Consider the following 18,547-nt stretch of genomic DNA (forward strand, 5'->3'; position numbering starts at 1 on the left):
TCATGGCGACGATAAGCAAGTACCAAACCAAAAGCGGGACAACGCTTTACCGTGTTCGATACCGCACACCCGACCGCGGCCAGACCGATAAGCGCGGGTTCAAGACCAAGCGTGACGCCGAGGCGTTCGCCCAGCAGATCGAGGTCGACAAGCGCCGCGGCGCATACGTGGCACCATCAGACGGCCGGGTCAAGTTCGGGGAGCTGGCGCGCGGGTGGCTCGACGCCAAGCACAACTTGAAGCCGTCGACCCGCGCCCGCTACGAGATCACGCTGGCGGTGGCGCTGGTTCGGTTTCGTGACGTTGCCATCGGGGACATCACCCGTCCGATGGTTCGCGCCCTGGTGGCCGAACAGGTGAACGGCGGCGCGGCCCCGTCATCGGTGCACAAGGCGGTCGGGTTGCTACGCCAGGTGCTCGCAATGGCGGTGGCCGACAACATCATCGCCACGAATCCCGCTGAGGGCGTGGCCCTTCCGACCGTTCGCATGACCGAGCAACGATTCCTCAGCGTTGCCGAACTGCACCGGCTGGCGCTCGCATCGGGTGAACGCATGGCACTGGTCTACGTTCTCGGAACCACCGGGCTCAGGTTCGGCGAAGCGGCCGAACTGCGGTGGCGTGACGTGGACATCGCGGGGTTGCGCATGAGGATCACCCGCTCGGTCACGTTCGTGGGCGGCCGGGCCGTCGTCGGCACACCGAAGAACGGCAAGGACCGCACGGTGGCCCTACCCGCCACAGTGGCCCGGATGCTCTCCCCCGGCGCCGATGATGACCTGGTATTCCCGGACTCGGCCGGAGGGTGGATGCGGGCCAGCAATGTCCGCCGGCGGTGGTGGGCCAGAGCACTGAGTGACGCCGGACTCCCGGCCGACTTCAAACTCCACGAACTTCGCCACACCGCGGCCAGCTTGGCGATCCGGTCTGGGGCCAACGTCAAGGCGTTGCAGAACATGCTCGGCCACGCCTCGGCGGGGTTGACGCTGGACCGCTATGGCCACCTGTATGACTCCGACGTGGACGCTCTAGGCCACGCGATTGATGCGGAAATATCTGTAACTTGTGGGCACGGTGTGGGCACGGGGGCTATCGGCGGCCGTCACCTACAGGCCGTGAACGCCCCTGAACTGCAATAACACTGGTGGGCGCGGACGGTATCGAACCGCCGACCGCTGGTGTGTAAAACCAGAGCTCTACCACTGAGCTACGCGCCCTTATGCCCCGGCGCAGGCTACACGCCGAAACCCCAACGACCCAAAACTAAACCCGCAACGCGGCCAGCGCCTGCGTCCACACCGCCCGATCGCGGGCCTCGCCGGGCTGCTTCATCTCGGCGAACCGGATGATGCCCGCCTTGTCGACCACGAACGTGCCCCGGTTGGAGATTCCGGCCACCTCGTTGAACACCCCGTAAGCCTGGCTGACTTCGCCGTGGGGCCAGAAGTCCGACAGCACCGGAAACAGGAACCCGCTCTGCACCGCCCAGATCTTGTGGCTGGGCGCCGGCCCCACCGAGATGGTCAGCACCGCGCTGTCGTCGTTCTCGAATTCCGGCAGGTTGTCCCGCAGTTGGTCCAGTTCGCCCTGGCAGATCCCGGTGAACGCCAGCGGGAAGAACACCAGCAGCACGTTCTTGGCGCCCCGATAACTGCTGAGCGTGACGGGCTGCTGGTTCTGGTCGCGCAGCGTGAAGTCGGGGGCGGTGGCTCCGACGTCGAGCATCAGCGCTTACCGGTCCGCGACTTCGGCTGCACCAACCGGCTGGCCGCCCAGTTACCCAGGTTCACCGACGACGTCGGCATCAGGCCCGCGGTAGGGGCCGCCTCGGCGATGTCGGCGGGCAACACGTGCCCGGGCCGGCCGGTCTTGGGCGTCAGCACCCAGATCACGCCGTCCTCCGCCAGTGGACTGATCGCGTCCATCAGCAGGTCGACCAGGTCGCCGTCACCGTCGCGGTACCACAGCAGGACGACGTCGACGACCTCGTCGGTGTCTTCATCGAGCAATTCGCTGCCGCAGGCATCCTCGACATCAGCGCGGATGTCGTCGTCGGTGTCTTCGTCCCAGCCCCATTCTTGGACGACTTGGTCCCGTTGGATGCCCAATTTGCGAGCGTGATCCGCCGCGACCACCGTGGAACCTCCTAAACAACCGAGAGCAAGACAACCGAGAGCGACGAACGTAATCGTCGCACAGGCACTAGTAGCTTCATACGGCTAACCCACGCACAATTTCAACGCCTTGGTCTTGGCGTCGTTTAGCCGGTCGACCCGCCTGTTGAACTCACCGGTCGACGCGTGGGTGCCGATCGCGTTGGCCACCTGCCGGGCAGCGTCGTTGTAGGTGTTCATCGCATCGCGCAGCTGGCCCGGCAGGGCGTCGCTGTAGCTGTTCTCCACCGCCGAGGCGCTGGCGTTGAGCGCGTCGATGGCGGGACCTTCGGCGGGGCCGGTGTTCTTGCCGCCGTTGAACGCCGCGACGAAGGCATTCACCTTGTCGATCGCTTCCTTGCTGGTGGTGGCGAGCGTGTCACACGAGGTCCGGATCGCCCGGGTGGTGACCGAGGCGATGCGCTGGGATTCCCGGACGCTGGACGTCACCGACGACGCCGACACCGACGCCGACACCGAGGACCGGTACGCGGGAGCGACGTTGGTGTCGGGCGCTCCGGTCCCTTCGGTGACCTTCGTACAGCCGACGATGCCGATTGCCACCACAGCGATGGACCCTAGAGCAAGAGCGCCTCGCCTGGGGAAGGCCCCCACGCGCCCGCGAGGTACGGCGCGCCATCCGATGAGCACGGGGTCTGACGTTACCGCGTCGCGGTCCCATCTGCCCCACTAGCACCGACTTCGGTGTGGCACCCCCGACCGGCACACGGGTACCCGCCCGGGACGTCGGTGCGGCACGATAGAGGGACGATCCCTCGAGCATCATCCATGCCGACTACAGGAGCGGAAGTTGACCACCGAGTTCGCCCGCAACGATCTGGCCAAGACCTCAAGCAGCACAAGCGAACCCGATCGCGTCCGGGTGATCCGGGAAGGCGTCGCCTCGTATCTGCCCGACATCGACCCCGAAGAAACCTCGGAATGGCTGGAGTCGTTCGACGACCTGCTGTCGCGCTCGGGCCCTGCGCGGGCGCGCTATCTAATGCTGCGGATGCTGGAGCGCGCCAGCGAGCAACGGGTCGCCATCCCCGCGCTGACCTCGACCGACTACGTCAACACCATCCCCACCGAGCTGGAACCGTGGTTCCCCGGCGACGAGGACGTCGAACGGCGCTTCCGCACCTGGATCAGGTGGAACGCGGCCATCATGGTGCACCGCGCGCAGCGGCCCGGGGTGGGCGTCGGCGGCCATATCTCCACGTATGCGTCCTCGGCGGCGCTCTACGAGGTGGGCTTCAACCACTTCTTCCGCGGCAAGTCCCATCCCGGCGGTGGTGACCAGGTGTTCATCCAGGGGCACGCCTCCCCCGGTATCTACGCACGCGCCTTCCTCGAAGGCCGGCTGAGCAGCGACCGCATGGACGGCTTCCGGCAGGAACACAGCCATGCCGGCGGCGGGCTGCCGTCCTACCCGCACCCGCGCCTGATGCGCGACTTCTGGGAATTCCCCACGGTGTCGATGGGGCTGGGCCCGATGAACGCGATCTACCAGGCCCGGTTCAACCACTACCTGCACGACCGCGGCATCAAGGACACCACTGACCAGCACGTGTGGGCTTTCCTGGGCGACGGCGAGATGGACGAGCCGGAAAGCCGGGGGCTGATCCAGGTGGCCGCCAATGAAGCGCTGGACAACCTGACCTTCGTGATCAACTGCAACCTGCAGCGCCTCGACGGCCCGGTGCGCGGCAACGGCAAGATCATCCAGGAGCTGGAGTCGTTCTTCCGCGGGGCCGGCTGGAACGTCATCAAGGTGGTGTGGGGCCGCGAATGGGACGCCCTGCTACACGGCGACCGCGACGGCGCGCTGGTGAATCTGATGAACACGACGCCGGACGGTGACTTCCAGACCTACAAGGCCAACGACGGCGCCTACGTGCGCGACCACTTCTTCGGCCGCGACCCGCGGACCAAGGCGCTGGTGCAGAAGATGAGCGACTCCGAGATCTGGAATCTCAAGCGTGGCGGTCACGACTACCGCAAGGTCTACGCGGCCTACCACGCCGCAGTCGCGCACAAGGGCCAGCCGACGGTCATCCTGGCCAAGACCATCAAGGGCTACTCGCTGGGCGCTCACTTCCAGGGCCGCAATGCCACCCATCAGATGAAAAAGCTTGCGGCCGAAGACCTCAAGCACTTCCGCGACGCGATGCGCATCCCGATCACCGATGCCCAGCTCGAGGAGGACCCCTACCTGCCGCCGTACTACCACCCTGGCCCCGACGCCCCGGAGATCCGCTACCTGCTGGACCGGCGCCGCACCCTGGGGGGCTTCGTCCCCGAACGCCGGACCAAGAGCAAGGCGCTCAAGCTGCCCAGCCGCGACGTGTACAAGGCGCTGAAGAAGGGGTCGGGCAACCAGGAGGTCGCCACCACCATGGCGCTGGTGCGCACCTTTAAGGAACTGTTGCGGGACAAGGAGATCGGCCACCGCATCGTCCCCATCATCCCGGACGAGGCCCGCACCTTCGGCATGGACTCGTGGTTCCCGTCGCTGAAGATCTACAACCGCAACGGCCAGCTCTACACCGCTGTGGACGCCGAATTGATGCTGGCGTACAAGGAGAGCGAAGTCGGTCAGATCCTGCATGAGGGCATCAACGAGGCCGGCTCGGTGGGGTCGTTCACCGCGGTCGGCACGTCCTACGCCACCCACGACGAACCGATGATTCCGCTCTACATCTTCTATTCGATGTTCGGGTTCCAGCGCACCGGCGACAGCTTGTGGGCGGCGGCCGACCAGATGGCCCGCGGGTTCGTGCTGGGCGCCACCGCGGGACGCACCACGCTGGTCGGAGAGGGCCTGCAGCACGCGGACGGGCATTCGTTGCTGTTGGCGGCGACGAATCCGGCGGTGGTGTCCTACGACCCGGCGTTCGCCTACGAGATCGCCTACATCGTGGAAAGCGGCCTGGCCAGGATGTTCGGCAAAGACCCGGAGAACGTGTACTTCTACATCACCCTCTACAACGAGCCCTACCCTCAGCCGCCCGAGCCGGAGAACTTCGACCCCGAAGGCCTGTTGCGTGGCATCTACCGCTACCGCGCGGCAAAGGAGAAGCGGTCGAGCACAGCCCAGATCCTGGTGTCGGGGGTCTCGATGCCCTCAGCGCTCAAGGCGGCCGACATGCTGGCCGAGGAGTGGGACGTGGCCGCCGACGTGTGGTCGGTGACCAGCTGGGGCGAGCTGAACCGCGACGGCGTGGAGATCGAAAAGCAGCGGCTGCGCCATCCCGACAAGCCGGCGGGCGAGGCCTACGTGACGAAGGCGCTGAAGGACACCCGCGGCCCGGTGGTGGCGGTGTCGGACTGGATGCGTGCGGTCCCCGAACAGATTCGGCCCTGGGTGCCGGGCACCTACGTGACGTTGGGTACCGACGGGTTCGGCTTCTCCGACACCCGGCCCGCCGCCCGGCGCTATTTCAACACCGACGCCGAATCGACAGTGGTCGCGGTGCTCGAGGCGCTGGCCCGCGACGGCGAGATCGACCCGTCGGTAGCCGTTACCGCTGCCCGGCAGTACAAGATCGACGACGTGCAGGCCGCCCCCGAGCAGACCTCCGACCCGGGCGTCGCCTAATTCGTCCCCCCGGCGTCCTTTAGCGGATTCTTCCAGAAATAGGGCGTAGCTTTTAGGAGTGGGCGACAACAACTTGGCGCAGCAACTCGGGCGTCCCAGGTCGCCACTGGAGCTGCTGGACACCGTGCCCGACTCGCTGTTGCGCAGGCTCAAGCAGTACTCGGGCCGGCTGGCGACCGAAGCGGTGTCGGCCATGCAGGAGCGGCTGCCCTTCTTCGGTGACCTGGAAGCCTCCCAGCGTGCCAGCGTGGCCCTGGTGGTGCAGACGGCCGTGGTCAACTTCGTCGAGTGGATGCAGGACCCCCACAGCGATGTCAGCTATACCGCGCAGGCCTTCGAACTGGTGCCCCAGGACCTGACCCGGCGCATCGCACTGCGTCACACCGTGGACATGGTGCGGGTCACCATGGAGTTCTTCGAGGAAGTGGTGCCGCTGCTGGCCCGCAACGAGGAACAGTTGACGGCGTTGACGGTGGGGATCCTGAAGTACAGCCGCGATCTGGCGTTCACCGCCGCCACCGCCTACGCGGACGCCGCCGAGGCGCGCGGCGCATGGGACAGCCGGATGGAGGCCAGCGTCGTCGACGCCGTGGTCCGCGGTGACACCGGCCCCGAGCTGCTCTCCCGGGCGGCCGCGCTGAACTGGGACACCACCGCGCCGGCCACGGTCATCGTGGGAACCCCGGCACCGGGACGCGCTGACGGCGAGAACGGCAGCGAACGCGCCAGCCAGGATCTCCGCGACATCGCCACCCGGCATGGTCGGGCGGCCCTCACCGACGTGCATGGCACCTGGCTGGTCGCCATCGTCTCCGGCCAGCTGTCGCTCACCGACAAATTCCTCAAGGACCTGCTGGTCGCGTTCGCCAACGAACCCGTGGTGATCGGTCCGACCGCCCCGATGCTCACCGCCGCCTATCACAGCGCCAGTGAGGCCATCTCGGGGATGAACGCGGTCGCCGGCTGGCGCGGGGCCCCGCGCCCGGTACTGGCCCGGGAGCTGCTGCCGGAACGCGCCCTGATGGGCGATGCCTCGGCGATCGTGGCACTGCACACCGACGTGATGCGGCCGCTGGCCGACGCCGGGCCGACCCTGGTGGAGACCCTGGACGCTTTCTTAGATTCTGGCGGTGCTATTGAGGCTTGTGCCAGGAAGTTGTTCGTTCATCCAAACACCGTGCGTTATCGACTCAAGCGGATCACCGACTTCACCGGGCGTGATCCGACCCAACCGCGGGACGCATACGTGCTGCGGGTGGCGGCTACGGTGGGTCAGCTCAACTACCCGACACAGACTTCCGGCGCCGCCAACGTTCCGGTCCCGCAGCTTCCGTCGCCGGTCAGAGGGGGTTCCGGCGCGGTTTCTGGGCGATAGTGATTTAGATGACAGGTAGCGGGCGTATCTCAAACATGTAGCTTACGGAGCTATTTTGTAGGAGGTATACAAAAACCTAAGACGAGGTTCATAATCTGTTACACCCCGCAAACCCGTCTTCACAGTGTTCTCTTAGACACGTGATCGCGTTGCTTGCACCCGGACAGGGTTCCCAGACTGAGGGAATGTTGTCGCCGTGGCTGGAACTGCCAGGCGCAGCAGACCAGATTTCGGCATGGTCGACGGCCAGTGGCCTGGACTTGGCGCGGCTGGGCACCACGGCCTCGACCGAGGAGATCACCGACACCGCGATTGCCCAGCCCCTGATCGTCGCGGCCACGCTGCTGGCTCACCAGGAGCTCACCCGGCGTGGACTGCTGTCGGGTCAGGACTTCATCGTGGCCGGCCACTCCGTCGGTGAGATCGCGGCGTACGCGATCGCCGGGGTGCTGGCCGCCGACGACGCCGTGATGCTGGCCGCCACCCGCGGCGCGGAGATGGCCAAGGCGTGCGCCGCGGAACCCACCGGTATGTCAGCGGTGCTCGGCGGCGACGAGTCCGAGGTACTGACCCGCCTCGAGCAGCTCGACCTGGTGCCCGCCAACCGCAACGCCGCCGGTCAAATCGTGGCCGCCGGCCGCCTGACGGCGCTAGAGAAGCTTGCCGAGGACCCGCCGGCCAAGGCCCGGGTTCGCGCGCTGGGTGTGGCCGGAGCGTTCCACACCGAATTCATGGCGCCAGCCCTGGACGGCTATGCCGCCGCGGCGGCCGGCATCGCGACCGCCGAGCCCACCGCTACCCTGCTGTCCAATTACGACGGGAAGCCGGTCACCTCTGCCGCCGCGGCGATGCAGACCCTGGTTTCTCAGCTGACCCGGCCGGTGCGCTGGGATCTGTGCACCGCATTCATCCGTGAGCAGAATGTGTCGGCGATCGTGGAGTTCCCGCCCGCGGGCACCCTCACCGGTATCGCCAAACGCGAACTTCGGGGGGTTCCGACGCGAGCCGTCAAGTCACCCGCAGATCTGGACGAGTTGGCGAATCTCTAACCGCCTGCTCTACTCCAGAGCCCAGCAAGCACGTCAAATCGGTTTACACACAACACATTACGAAGGGAACTAACTGTGGCCGTCAGTCAGGAAGAAATCATCGCCGGTATCGCCGAGATCATCGAAGAGGTCACCGGTATCGAGCCGTCAGAGGTCACCCCGGAGAAGTCGTTCGTCGACGACCTGGACATCGACTCGCTGTCGATGGTGGAGATCGCCGTTCAGACCGAGGACAAGTACGGCGTGAAGATCCCGGACGAGGACCTCGCTGGTCTGCGCACCGTCGGTGACGTCGTCGCCTACATCCAGAAGCTCGAGGAAGAGAACCCCGAGGCTGCCGAGGCGCTGCGCGCCAAGCTGGAGACGGACAACCCCGAGGCCGTTGCCAACGTCAAGGCGAGGCTGGAAGCAGACAGCAAGTGACCAAGCCTTCCACTGCTAATGGTGGTTACCCCAGCGTTGTGGTAACCGCCGTCGCGGCGACGACATGCCTCGCGCCGGACATCGAGAGCACGTGGAAGGGCTTGCTGGCCGGCGAAAGCGGCATCCACGTCCTCGAAGACGACTTCGTCACCAAATGGGACTTGCCGGCCAAGATCGGCGGTCACCTCAAGGAACCGGTCGACAACCACATGGGCCGACTGGACATGCGACGTATGTCGTATGTCCAGCGGCTCGCCAAGTGGTTGAGCGGCCAGTTGTGGGAGTCCGCCGGCAGCCCTGAGGTGGATCCCGATCGTTTCAGCGTCGTGGTAGGCACCGGTCTGGGTGGCGCCGAGCGGATCGTCGAGAGCTATGACCTGATGAACGAGGGCGGCCCCCGCAAGGTGTCACCGCTCGCTGTTCAGATGATCATGCCCAACGGCGCCGCCGCGGTGGTCGGCCTGCAACTCGGTGCCCGCGCCGGCGTGATCACGCCGGTGTCGGCCTGTTCGTCGGGCTCGGAAGCCATTGCGCACGCGTGGCGTCAGATCGTCATGGGCGACGCTGACTTCGCAGTATGCGGCGGCGTCGAAGGACCGATCGAAGCGCTGCCCATCGCGGCGTTCTCGATGATGCGGGCCATGTCCACGCGCAACGACGAGCCCGAGCGGGCGTCGCGGCCGTTCGACAAGGACCGGGACGGGTTCGTCTTCGGCGAGGCCGGAGCGATGATGATCATCGAGACCGAGGAGCATGCCAAGGCACGTGGCGCCAAGCCACTGGCCCGCCTGATGGGCGCCGGCATCACTTCGGACGCCTTCCACATGGTCGCACCGGCCGCCGACGGCACCCGTGCCGGCGGCGCAATGCGACGGGCGATGGAGATGGCGGGCTTGTCCCCCAGCGACATCGACCATGTCAACGCCCACGGCACCGCGACACCGATCGGTGACTCTGCCGAGGCCAATGCCATCCGGGTCGCCGGATGCGAAAACGCCGCTGTCTACGCGCCGAAATCGGCGCTCGGGCATTCGATCGGCGCCGTAGGCGCGCTCGAATCGGCGCTTACGGTACTGACCCTTCGGGACGGAGTCATACCACCGACATTGAACTATGAGACCCCGGATCCGGAAATCGATCTTGACGTGGTCGCAGGCGAGCCCCGCTACGGCGAGTACCGCTACGCGATCAACAACTCGTTCGGGTTCGGCGGCCACAATGTCGCGCTCGCGTTCGGGCGCTACTGAGTGGCGCGCTAAGCACGGAAGGAACGTGGCACAAGCCATGACAGAGCTGGTTACCGGGAAAGCCTTCCCGAATATTGTCGTTACCGGCATTGCCATGACGACCGCACTGGCAACCGACGCCGAGAACACGTGGAAGTGTCTGCTCGACGGGCAAAGTGGGATTCGGACGCTCGAGGACGATTTTGTCGAGGAGTTCGACCTGCCGGTCAAAATCGGCGGGCACCTGCTGGAGGAGTTCGACAGCCAACTGACCCGAATCGAGCTGCGCCGCACGGGTTACCTGCAGCGGATGTCCACCATCCTGGGCCGGCGGGTGTGGGAGAACGCCGGCTCGCCGGAGGTCGACACCAACCGGCTGATGGTCTCCATCGGCACCGGCCTGGGTTCGGCCGAGGAGCTCGTCTTCGGGTACGACGAGATGCGGGTGCGCGGCTTCCGCGCGATCTCGCCGCTGACCGTGCAGAAGTACATGCCCAACGGCGCGGCCGCGGCGGTGGGTCTGGAACGCCACGCCAAGGCCGGGGTCATGACGCCGATCTCGGCGTGTGCGTCCGGGGCCGAAGGCATCGCACGCGCCTGGCAGCAGGTTGCGCTCGGTGAGGCCGACATCGCGATCTGCGGTGGCGTGGAGACCAAGATCGAGGCGGTGCCGATCGCCGGGTTCGCCAACATGCGAATCGTGATGTCCACCAACAACGACGACCCGCAAGGTGCTTGCCGCCCGTTCGACAAGGACCGCGACGGCTTCGTGTTCGGTGAAGCCGCCGCGTTGATGGTGATCGAGACCGAGGAGCACGCGAAGGCCCGCGGCGCCAACATCCTGGCCCGCATCATGGGCGCCAGCATCACCTCGGACGGCTTCCACATGGTGGCGCCGGACCCCAACGGAATCCGGGCCGGGCACGCGATCTCGCGGGCAATCCAGCTCGCGGGTCTGCAACCCAGCGACATCAGCCACGTCAACGCTCACGCCACCGGCACTCAGGTCGGCGACGTGGCCGAAGGCCGGGCGATCAACAACGCCCTGGGCAGCAACCACCCGGCGGTATTCGCACCGAAGGGCGCTCTCGGCCACTCGGTGGGAGCGGTCGGTGCGGTGGAGTCGATCCTGACCGTGCTCGCATTGCGCGACCAGGTCATTCCCCCGACACTGAACCTGGTCAACCTCGACCCCGAGATCGACCTGGACGTGGTGGCCGGCAAGCCTCGATCCGGCAATTACGAGTACGCGATCAACAACTCGTTCGGCTTCGGCGGTCACAACGTGGCGATCGCTTTTGGGCGCTACTAGGAAGCTCCAAGGATCACGGGATAAACCAGAAGCACTTTGGCGAACTAGGAGATCTGCGATGACAATCATGGCCCCTGAGGCGGTTGGCGAGTCGCTCGACCCCCGCGACCCGCTGTTGCGTCTGAGCAACTTCCTCGACGACGGCAGCATCGAGTTGTTGCATGAGCGGGACCGCTCGGGTGTGCTTGCCGCGGCCGGCACCGTCAACGGTGTACGCACCGTTGCGTTCTGCACCGACGGCACCGTGATGGGTGGCGCGATGGGCGTCGAGGGTTGCGCGCACATCGTCAACGCCTACGACACCGCCATCGAGGAGCAGTGCCCGATCGTGGGGATCTGGCACTCGGGTGGTGCCCGGCTGGCCGAAGGCGTCAAGGCGCTGCACGCCGTCGGGCTCACCTTCGAGGCCATGATTCGCGCGTCCGGCTACATCCCGCAGATCTCGGTAGTCGTCGGCTTCGCGGCTGGCGGCGCCGCCTACGGTCCGGCCTTGACCGACGTCATCGTGATGGCGCCGGAAAGCCGGGTCTTCGTCACCGGGCCCGACGTGGTCCGCAGCGTCACCGGCGAGGACGTCGACATGGCTTCCCTGGGTGGGCCCGAAACCCACCACAAGAAGTCCGGGGTGTGCCACATCGTCGCCGACGACGAGCTGGACGCCTATGAGCGTGGTCGCCGGTTGGTTGGATTGTTCTGTCAGCAAGGCCATTTCGACCGGACCAAGGCCGAGGCCGGCGACACCGACATCAGGGCACTGCTGCCGGAGTCGTCGCGACGGGCCTACGACGTGCACCCGATCGTCCACGCGGTGCTGGACTCGGACACCCCGTTTGACGAGTTCCAGGCCAAGTGGGCGCCGTCGATGGTGGTCGGACTCGGCCGCCTGTCAGGCCGTACGGTCGGCGTGCTGGCCAACAACCCGCTGCGGCTGGGTGGTTGCCTGAACTCCGAAAGTGCGGAGAAGGCAGCGCGTTTCGTGCGCCTGTGCGACGCGTTCGGTATACCGCTGGTGGTCATCGTCGACGTGCCGGGGTATCTGCCCGGTGTCGACCAGGAGTGGGGCGGCGTGGTGCGACGCGGCGCCAAGCTGCTGCACGCCTTCGGCGAGGCCACGGTTCCGCGGGTCACTCTGGTGACGCGAAAGATCTACGGCGGGGCCTACATTGCGATGAACTCCCGTTCGCTGAACGCGACGAAGGTGTTCGCGTGGCCGGACGCCGAGGTCGCGGTGATGGGCGCCAAGGCCGCGGTTGGCATTCTGCACAAGCGCAAGCTCGCCGCAGCGCCCGACCACGAGCGCGAGGCGTTGCACGACGAGTTGGCCGCCGAGCACGAGCGCATCGCCGGTGGCGTGGACAGCGCCATCGACATCGGTGTGGTGGACGAGAAGATCGACCCGTCGCACACCCGCAGCAAGCTCTCCGAGGCGCTGGCTCAAGCACCCGCACGCCGCGGTCGCCACAAGAACATCCCGCTGTAACGTTCTTTCTGCGATCAGACGCAAAAGCACCCGTTTCCGGCCGGAAACGGGTGCTTTTGCGTCTGGTCACCAGAGGCTGGTCACCCCCCACCCGCCAGGAACTCCTCAGCCACCGTTGTCACCTTCTCGCGGTCGCGCGGCACCAGCCCGATGCGGGTGCGCCGGTCGAGGATGTCACCGACCTCCAGGGCACCCTCATGGGTGACGGCGTACTCGAACTCGGCTCTCGTCACGTCGATACCGTCGGCGACCGGGTCAGCGGGCCGCTCGCAGGTGGCCACCGCGAGCACGTTGGCCGCCTCGGCGCCGTACCGCGCCACCATGGAGGCGGGCACGTTACCCGGGCCCGCGGCCGGGCCCGGATTGGCCGCGGCCCCGATCAGCGGCAAATTGCGGGTGCGGCAGTCACCGGCGCGCAGCGCCCGCACCTTGACCGCCCGGTTGAGCACATCCTCTGCCATGTAGCGGTATTCGGTGAGCTTGCCCCCCACCACGCTGATCACCCCGGTCGGCGATTCGAAGATGGCGTGATCGCGCGAGACATCGGCGGTGCGTCCTTGACCAGTGTCGATCAGCGGCCGCAGACCGGCATACGAACCGATCACGTCGGACGACGAGACGGTGGTCCCCAACGCGGTGTTGACCGTGTCGAGCAGGAAGGCGATCTCCGCCGAAGAGGGCTCCGGCACATCCGGAATGGGGCCGGGCGCGTCCTCGTCAGTCAGCCCGAGGTAGATCCGCCCGAGCTGCTCGGGCATGGCGAACACGAACCTGTTTAGCTCCCCGGGAATGGGAATGGTCAGCGCCGCAGTGGGATTGCCGAACGCCGCGGCGTCGAACACCAGATGCGTTCCGCGGCTTGGACGCAGCTTCAACGCCGGGTCGATGTCACCGCCCCATACCCCGGCCGCGTTGATCACCGCGCCGGCCTTCACCTCGAACGACTCCCCGGTCCGCTGGTCGGTCAGCCGCACCGAGGTCGCGGTGGCCTGTGAGGCGGCGACGTAGGTGAGGATGCGGGCGCCGTGCTGGGCAGCGGTGCGCGCCACCGCCGTCACCAGCCTCGCGTCGTCGATCAGCTGTCCGTCGTAGTTGAGCAGCCCCCCCGCCAGGCCGTCACGCTGGACCGTCGGCGCCATCTCCACGACCCGGCTCGCCGAGATCCGGCGCGACCGGGGCAACGTCGACGACGACGTCCCCGCCATGATCCGCAACGCGTCGCCGGCCAGGAAGCCCACCCGCACCATGGCACGGTTGACGTGGTTCATCGCGGGCAGCAGCGGAACCAGTTGCGGCATCGCATGAACCAGGTGAGGGGCGTTGCGCGACATCAGAATTCCGCGCTCGATGGCGCTGCGCCTAGCGATGCCGATGTTGCCGCTGGCCAGGTAGCGCAGCCCGCCGTGCACCAGTTTCGAGCTCCACCGGCTGGTGCCGAACGCCAGGTCCTGCTTCTCGACCAGAGCCGTGCGCAGCCCCCGGGACGCGGCGTCGAGGGCGATGCCGACTCCGGTGATACCCCCGCCAATCACGACGACATCCAGTTCGGAGCCGTCGGCCAGGGCGGTCAGGTCTGCGGTGCGACGGGCGGCGTTGAGAGCGGTCAGGTTCTCCATCAGGACAGGTATCCGTTCAGTGTGTAGGCGAGTTGGGTGGCCAGGGCCTCGTCGTCGAGGATCGGTTTGACGATGTCGGCAGATTGGATGGTGGACTGGGCGATCAGCAGGATCATGGTCGCGAACTGACGAGGGTCACCGGGCCGAACGCTGCCGGCGCGCTGCGCCTCAGCCAGCCGCTGGGCCAGGCCTTCGATCAGGAACTGCTGGCTGACGCCGAGACGCTCGGTGATGTACACCCGGGCCAGCTCGGAGTGCATCACCGACTTGATCAGCTCGTCGCGGCGCAACCGGTCGGCCACCGCCACCACCTGTTGCACCAGCGCCTCCCGGTCGTTGCCCTCGAAGGGGACCTGCCGCATCACATCGGTGATGTGGTCGGTCAACAGTGTCGACATGATCGACTGGGTGTCCGGCCATCGGCGGTAGACCGTCGGACGGCTCACTCCGGCACGGCGGGCGATTTCGGCCAGAGTCACCCGGTCGGCACCGAAATCGACCACACAGCTGGCAGCGGCAGCTAATATCCGATCCCCGGTATCCAAATTTGGGTCATTACTCATTGACACCATGTGTAATACTGTAACGCATGACGCACCTTGAGGAACTCCTTCCGCCGATGAAATGGAACGCGTGGGGGGACCCCGCCGCGGCCAAGCCACTCTCCGATGGAGTCCGCACTCTGCTCAAGCAGGTTGTGGGCCTTGATGATTCCGATGCGGCCGAGCTGCAGCCCGACGAGGTGAAGCTGCGCGAATGCGCCCTGTCACAGGCCGATCAGGACGCGCTCGCCAAGATCGTCGGCAGCGAATTCTTCCGCACCACCGACCGCGACCGGCTCCTGCACGCCGGTGGCAAGTCCACCCTCGACCTGCTGCGCCGCAAAGACCGCGACGTCCAGGATGCACCCGACGCGGTCCTGCTGCCCGCCGACGACGACACGGTCTTGGAGATCCTGCGCTACTGCTCCGATCACGGCATCGCGGTGGTCCCGTTCGGCGGCGGCACCAACGTCACCGGTGGGCTGGACCCCACCCGCGGGCAGTTCTCCGCCGTGATCTCGCTGGATCTGCGCCGTTTCAACGAGTTGCACTCCATGGACACGGTCTCCGGCATCGCCGAGCTGGGCGGCGGCGTCACCGGCCCGGATGCCGAGCGATTGCTGGGCGAACACGGCTTTTCCCTCGGCCATTTCCCGCAGAGCTGGGAGTACGCCACCATCGGCGGCTTCGCGGCGACCCGCTCGTCGGGCCAGGACTCCGCCGGCTACGGACGGTTCAACGAGATGATCATGGGACTGCGCATGGTCACCCCGGTCGGCATCTGGGACCTGGGCCGGGTAGCGGCCTCGGCGGCCGGACCGGATCTGCGTCAGCTGGCGATCGGTTCGGAAGGCACCCTGGGCGTCATCACCAAGGTGCGGCTGCGGGTGCACCCGGTCCCCGAGACCACCCGTTACGAGGCGTGGTCCTTCCCGGATTTCGCGACCGGAGTCGCCGCCCTGCGTGCCATCACCCAGACCGGCACCGGCCCCACCGTCGTGCGGCTTTCCGATGAGGCAGAGACCGGAGTGAACCTGGCGACGCATGAGACGATCGGCGACAACCAAAGCAGCGGAGGCTGTTTGGGCCTGACCCTGTTCGAGGGCACCACAGAGCACACCGAGAGTCGACACGCCGAGACCCGCGCGCTGCTGGAGGCCAGCGGCGGCACATCGCTGGGCGAGGCCCCGGCCAAGACGTGGGAGCACGGCCGGTTCAGCGCGCCGTATCTACGCGACTCCATGCTGGCCGCCGGCGCGCTGTGCGAAACGCTGGAGACCGCGACCGACTGGTCCAACATCCCCGCGCTCAAGGCGGCCGTCACCCAGGCACTTACCTCTTCGCTGGCCGAGTCGGGCACCCCGGCACTGGTCATGTGCCACGTGTCGCACGTCTACCCGACCGGCGCCTCGCTGTACTTCACCGTGGTCGCCGGGCAGCGCGGCAACCCGATCGAGCAGTGGTGGGCCGCCAAAAAGGCCGCGTGCGACGCGATCATGGCCACCGGCGGCACCATCACCCACCACCACGCCGTCGGCGCCGACCACCGAGCGTGGATGCCCGACGAGGTGGGCGATCTCGGCGTGCAGGTGTTGCGCGCCGCGAAGGCCACCCTGGATCCAGCCGGAATTCTCAACCCCGGCAAACTGATTCCGTGACGCAGCAGTCCCCCGTCCTGAGCCGGCACGAAATCGGCAAGGTCACCGCGCTGACCAATCCCCTGTCCGGGCACGGCGCCGCGATCGAGGCGGCGCAACGCGCGATCGCGCGCTTTCACAAGCGCGGGATCGAAGTCGTCGAGATCATCGGCGACGGTGCCGAAGACGCCCGGTTTCTGGTGGCCGCGGCATTGGAGAAGGGCACCGACGCGGTCGTCGTCACCGGCGGCGACGGCGTCATCTCCAATGCCCTGCAGGTGCTGGCGCAAACCGATGTGCCGATGGGCATCATCCCGGCCGGCACGGGCAACGACCACGCCCGTGAATTCGGTATTCCCACAAAGGATCCCGAAGCCGCGGCAGATATCGTGGTGGACGGCTGGACGGAAACGATCGACCTAGGGCGGATCCGCGATCAGCATGGTGTCAACAAGTGGTTCGGCACCGTAGCGGCAACGGGATTCGACTCCCTGGTGACCGACCGGGCCAACCGGATGACCTGGCCGCACGGGCGGATGCGCTACTACATCGCCATACTCGCCGAAATGTCGCGACTGCGGTTGCTGCCGTTCCGGTTGGTGCTCGACGGGCAGCAGGTGATCGAAACCGAGCTCACAATGACGGCTTTCGGCAACACCCGCAGTTACGGGGGTGGAATGCTGATCTGCCCCAACGCCGACCGGTCGGACGGCCTGCTCGACCTCACCATGGTGAGGTCCGAGTCTCGAACGAAGCTGATCCGCTTCTTCCCCACCGCACTGAAGGGCGCGCACGTGGAACTCGACGAGGTCACCACCGCACGGGCCAAGACCGTCGAAATCGAGTGCCCCGGCATCAACGTGTACGCCGACGGCGACTACGCCTGTCCGCTGCCCGCCGAAATCTCCGCGGTGCCGGCTGCGCTGCAGGTGCTGCGTCCGGCCCTTCCGGCGGCCAGGGTGTAACGCTCCGGTCACGCGGCGCGACATGTTCAGCATGTCGGGTTGTGGCAAGACAGCGCTGGTCGCTGCAGCAGGTTTAGGTGCGTCGCTCTGGCTGGCCCCGTCGGCCCACGCGGGTGAAGTCGCTTCGTGGAACGGCGAATACCTTGTCGTGCTCGGCGCCAACGCGAAATCCGGTACCAGCGCGGCGGCCGGTCAGCCCGAATTCGCCCACCGATCCACTGTCTCGTTCACCTCGAACTGTGCGGCGGGCGTCTGCGTGGCCACGGTGGACAACCCTGCCCCACCGAAGAACGAATCGATGCCGCGCACAATCGAATTCACCTGGAACGGGTCTCAGTGGGTGCGCGAGATGACCTGGAAATGGGACTGCCTGCTGCCGGACGGCACAGTCGAATACGATCCGGCGAAATCGATAACGGTCTACACGCCAGGGCAGTACGGCATCCTCACCGGCGTCTTCCACACCGACATCGCCAGCGGCGCGTGCCAGGGCAACGTCGATATGCCGGTATCGGCCAAGCCGATTTCTGGTTCGGTCACCTGACCCCGCCGAGCAGACACAAAAGCACCTCGGAACACATGTTCCGGGGTGCTTTTGTGTCTGCTCGCGAAACTCAGCCCACGCCCCTGCTCAGCCAGGTGACCTCGCCGGCGTCGCCGCCGTCGCGATACGCCTCGAGCGCCTCATCCCACGCGGTGCCGAGCACCGAATCCATCTCGGCGGCAAGGGTGTCGGCGCCCTGAGCCATCAGCGTCCGCAACCGCATCTCGCCAACCATGATGTCGCCGTTGGCGCTCATCGCCCCGCTCCACAGCCCCAACTGCGGAGTGTGGCTGAATCGGTGACCGTCGACGCCGGGGCTGGGATCCTCGGTGACTTCGAAACGCAGCACCGACCAGGAACGCAAGGCGTTCGCCAAACGGGCACCCGTCCCGACCGGTCCCACCCAGTTCGTGACGGCACGCAACTGCCCGGGCATGGCCGGCTGTGGCGTCCACACCAAATTCGCCTTGGCTTGCAAGGTCGACGACAACGCCCACTCGACATGCGGGCACACCGCCGCCGGCGAGGCGTGGACGTAAACCACACCAGCCGTCACGTCGGCGAACTGATTCGACGCACGCATCTTCTTGCTCCTTCGGTTCCACGAGGGACGTCTTCCCCAAC

Annotated in this window: 17 protein-coding genes and 1 tRNA gene; 11 read left to right on the plus strand and 7 right to left on the minus strand. The window is 66.6% G+C overall.

Annotated features, from left to right (window positions below; translation table 11 throughout):
* Window positions 1-2: 2 nt before the first annotated feature.
* Window positions 3-1,139 (plus strand): site-specific integrase, encoded by a 1,137-nt coding sequence (locus JX552_RS18765; RefSeq protein WP_205873469.1) that lies wholly within the window; start codon window positions 3-5, stop codon window positions 1,137-1,139.
* A gap of 3 nt (window positions 1,140-1,142) precedes the next feature.
* On the opposite strand, the gene JX552_RS18770 is transcribed toward JX552_RS18765, so the two are convergent.
* The 4 genes from JX552_RS18770 to JX552_RS18785 form a co-directional block, all read right to left on the minus strand.
* Window positions 1,143-1,217, minus strand: a tRNA-Val gene (locus JX552_RS18770).
* 46 nt (window positions 1,218-1,263) lie between these two features.
* Window positions 1,264-1,725: a peroxiredoxin gene (locus JX552_RS18775; protein ID WP_205873470.1), complete on the minus strand. Its 462-nt coding sequence runs from the start codon at window positions 1,723-1,725 to the stop codon at window positions 1,264-1,266.
* Window positions 1,725-2,135: a DUF3052 domain-containing protein gene (locus tag JX552_RS18780; protein WP_205873471.1), complete on the minus strand. Its 411-nt coding sequence runs from the start codon at window positions 2,133-2,135 to the stop codon at window positions 1,725-1,727. Before JX552_RS18780 ends, JX552_RS18775 begins: the two co-directional genes overlap by 1 nt.
* 84 nt (window positions 2,136-2,219) lie before the next feature.
* The gene (locus JX552_RS18785; RefSeq protein ID WP_205873472.1) at window positions 2,220-2,804 is read right to left on the minus strand and encodes a hypothetical protein; all 585 of its coding nucleotides are present in this window, start codon (window positions 2,802-2,804) and stop codon (window positions 2,220-2,222) included.
* A gap of 160 nt (window positions 2,805-2,964) precedes the next feature.
* Between JX552_RS18785 and aceE the strand changes: the two genes are divergently transcribed.
* The 7 genes from aceE (at window position 2,965) to JX552_RS18820 (ending at window position 12,619) form a co-directional block, all read left to right on the plus strand.
* Window positions 2,965-5,754: a pyruvate dehydrogenase (acetyl-transferring), homodimeric type gene (gene aceE, locus JX552_RS18790; RefSeq protein ID WP_205873473.1), complete on the plus strand. Its 2,790-nt coding sequence runs from the start codon at window positions 2,965-2,967 to the stop codon at window positions 5,752-5,754.
* Between the two features lie 58 nt (window positions 5,755-5,812).
* Entirely contained in the window at window positions 5,813-7,129 is a 1,317-nt protein-coding gene (locus JX552_RS18795) for a PucR family transcriptional regulator (protein WP_205873474.1), read from the plus strand.
* Between the two features lie 140 nt (window positions 7,130-7,269).
* Entirely contained in the window at window positions 7,270-8,178 is a 909-nt protein-coding gene (locus JX552_RS18800) for an ACP S-malonyltransferase (RefSeq protein WP_205873475.1), read from the plus strand.
* Between the two features lie 75 nt (window positions 8,179-8,253).
* A complete protein-coding gene (gene acpM / locus JX552_RS18805) occupies window positions 8,254-8,601 on the plus strand; it encodes a meromycolate extension acyl carrier protein AcpM (protein WP_065136001.1) in 348 nt (115 codons plus the stop codon).
* Complete coding sequence (kasA, locus tag JX552_RS18810; RefSeq protein WP_205873476.1) at window positions 8,598-9,848, plus strand: 3-oxoacyl-ACP synthase KasA; 1,251 nt, start codon at window positions 8,598-8,600, stop codon at window positions 9,846-9,848. Before acpM ends, kasA begins: the two co-directional genes overlap by 4 nt.
* Before the next feature lie 37 nt (window positions 9,849-9,885).
* Window positions 9,886-11,139, plus strand: a complete 1,254-nt coding sequence (gene kasB / locus JX552_RS18815) for a 3-oxoacyl-ACP synthase KasB (protein WP_205873477.1) — start codon at window positions 9,886-9,888, stop codon at window positions 11,137-11,139.
* Between the two features lie 58 nt (window positions 11,140-11,197).
* On the plus strand, window positions 11,198-12,619 hold the full coding sequence (locus JX552_RS18820) for an acyl-CoA carboxylase subunit beta (RefSeq protein WP_205873478.1): 1,422 nt from the start codon (window positions 11,198-11,200) through the stop codon (window positions 12,617-12,619).
* An 80-nt stretch (window positions 12,620-12,699) separates the two neighbouring features.
* Here JX552_RS18820 and JX552_RS18825 read toward each other — a convergent pair whose 3' ends face one another.
* Window positions 12,700-14,235, minus strand: coding sequence for a glycerol-3-phosphate dehydrogenase/oxidase (locus tag JX552_RS18825; protein WP_205873479.1), 1,536 nt, complete (start codon window positions 14,233-14,235; stop codon window positions 12,700-12,702).
* Window positions 14,235-14,807: a TetR/AcrR family transcriptional regulator gene (locus tag JX552_RS18830; RefSeq protein WP_205873480.1), complete on the minus strand. Its 573-nt coding sequence runs from the start codon at window positions 14,805-14,807 to the stop codon at window positions 14,235-14,237. The genes JX552_RS18825 and JX552_RS18830 overlap by 1 nt, the downstream gene beginning before the upstream one ends.
* A 47-nt stretch (window positions 14,808-14,854) precedes the next feature.
* Between JX552_RS18830 and JX552_RS18835 the strand changes: the two genes are divergently transcribed.
* The 3 genes from JX552_RS18835 to JX552_RS18845 are packed head-to-tail and all read left to right on the plus strand — an operon-like array spanning window position 14,855 to window position 17,923.
* Window positions 14,855-16,435: an FAD-binding oxidoreductase gene (locus tag JX552_RS18835; RefSeq protein WP_205878539.1), complete on the plus strand. Its 1,581-nt coding sequence runs from the start codon at window positions 14,855-14,857 to the stop codon at window positions 16,433-16,435.
* Between the two features lie 17 nt (window positions 16,436-16,452).
* Window positions 16,453-17,379, plus strand: a complete 927-nt coding sequence (locus JX552_RS18840; RefSeq protein WP_205878540.1) for a diacylglycerol kinase — start codon at window positions 16,453-16,455, stop codon at window positions 17,377-17,379.
* Window positions 17,380-17,410: 31 nt separating this feature from the next.
* Window positions 17,411-17,923, plus strand: a complete 513-nt coding sequence (locus tag JX552_RS18845) for an Rv2253 family sensor-like surface protein (protein WP_205878541.1) — start codon at window positions 17,411-17,413, stop codon at window positions 17,921-17,923.
* Window positions 17,924-17,993: 70 nt separating this feature from the next.
* Here the strand turns inward: JX552_RS18845 and JX552_RS18850 are convergent, their stop codons facing one another.
* Window positions 17,994-18,506 carry a DUF3145 domain-containing protein gene (locus tag JX552_RS18850; protein ID WP_205873481.1) on the minus strand — a complete coding sequence of 171 codons (513 nt, stop codon included), beginning with the start codon at window positions 18,504-18,506 and terminating at the stop codon, window positions 17,994-17,996.
* Window positions 18,507-18,547: the final 41 nt, after the last annotated feature.

It is taken from the genome of Mycobacterium gordonae (genome assembly GCF_017086405.1).
Classification (GTDB): domain Bacteria; phylum Actinomycetota; class Actinomycetes; order Mycobacteriales; family Mycobacteriaceae; genus Mycobacterium; species Mycobacterium gordonae_D.

Excerpts from the sequence above, each read along its gene's own strand:
- JX552_RS18830 (WP_205873480.1), bottom strand. The coding sequence starts at position 14,807 with ATGGTGTCAATGAGTAATGACCCAAATTTGGATACCGGGGATCGGATA.
- JX552_RS18850 (WP_205873481.1), bottom strand. The coding sequence starts at position 18,506 with ATGCGTGCGTCGAATCAGTTCGCCGACGTGACGGCTGGTGTGGTTTAC.
- JX552_RS18835 (WP_205878539.1), top strand. The coding sequence starts at position 14,855 with ATGAAATGGAACGCGTGGGGGGACCCCGCCGCGGCCAAGCCACTCTCC.
- JX552_RS18775 (WP_205873470.1), bottom strand. The coding sequence starts at position 1,725 with ATGCTCGACGTCGGAGCCACCGCCCCCGACTTCACGCTGCGCGACCAG.
- JX552_RS18765 (WP_205873469.1), top strand. The coding sequence starts at position 3 with ATGGCGACGATAAGCAAGTACCAAACCAAAAGCGGGACAACGCTTTAC.
- JX552_RS18845 (WP_205878541.1), top strand. The coding sequence starts at position 17,411 with ATGTCGGGTTGTGGCAAGACAGCGCTGGTCGCTGCAGCAGGTTTAGGT.
- kasB (WP_205873477.1), top strand. The coding sequence starts at position 9,886 with ATGACAGAGCTGGTTACCGGGAAAGCCTTCCCGAATATTGTCGTTACC.
- JX552_RS18820 (WP_205873478.1), top strand. The coding sequence starts at position 11,198 with ATGACAATCATGGCCCCTGAGGCGGTTGGCGAGTCGCTCGACCCCCGC.
- JX552_RS18825 (WP_205873479.1), bottom strand. The coding sequence starts at position 14,235 with ATGGAGAACCTGACCGCTCTCAACGCCGCCCGTCGCACCGCAGACCTG.